General features: G+C 47.4%; 1 protein-coding gene. It reads left to right on the forward strand.

The genetic code is table 11. The annotated features are described in order from the left end of the window. Positions 1 to 837 (forward strand): DASH family cryptochrome (locus R7Z50_RS26135; RefSeq protein WP_318149560.1); only part of this gene is annotated, 837 nt, incomplete at both ends.

The raw sequence follows: 837 nt of genomic DNA on the forward strand, positions 1-837 counted from the left end.
AATGCCTCATCTTTTCTGGATGAATTGGTTTGCTTGTATTGTCGCCCTTCAGTAACTCCTTTTCTCCATCATTTTGCTCAGGAGGCAACGCTCGGACGAGCTAGGCAGAAATTTATCGATGCGTCTTTGTGCGAACTGAATGACGCACTCGGCCAGTTGGGTCAGCGACTTTGGACGCTAGATATACCCCCGTATCAAGCCCTCAAATATGCCATTCAATATTTGAGTGTCACTCATCTTTATGCAGACGCAATGGCCGGCTCGGATGAACAGAGCATATTGCACAAGCTGCAAGATGAATACCCACACCTTGTCATTGTTCAGCACGCTGTACGCAGTTTGTTCGACGAAAGCAAGCTGCCGGTTACGTTGCCTGATCTACCTGAGACTTTTACTCAGTTTAGAAAGTGCGTTGAAGGGATAGACATCGCCCACCCAATAGATGCGCCGAGCCGCCTACCACCAATGCCAAAAGGCGCTCAACTGCCAACTTTATCCTCTTTTTACTTTGATGAGTCTGCGCTGTTTTCTGGCGGAGAATGGAGTGGTCTTGCGCATTGTCGGCGTTACTTTTCTTCTGGCTTGGCAAGCTCATATAAAGAGACGCGCAACGGACTCGACGGGATGGCGTATTCCACCAAATTTTCACCTTGGCTTGCGCTTGGTTGTGTGTCGCCAAGAATGATTTATGCCATGCTCAAACAGTATGAACAAACCCAAGGGGCGAATGATTCGACCCACTGGATTTACTTCGAATTGTTGTGGCGAGAATATTTTTATTGGTACGCAAGGTGTTATCAACAAAGGCTGTTTCGGTTTGGTGGTATTCGCAATCAA

The sequence above is a fragment of the Vibrio sp. 1249-1 genome, assembly GCF_033340495.1.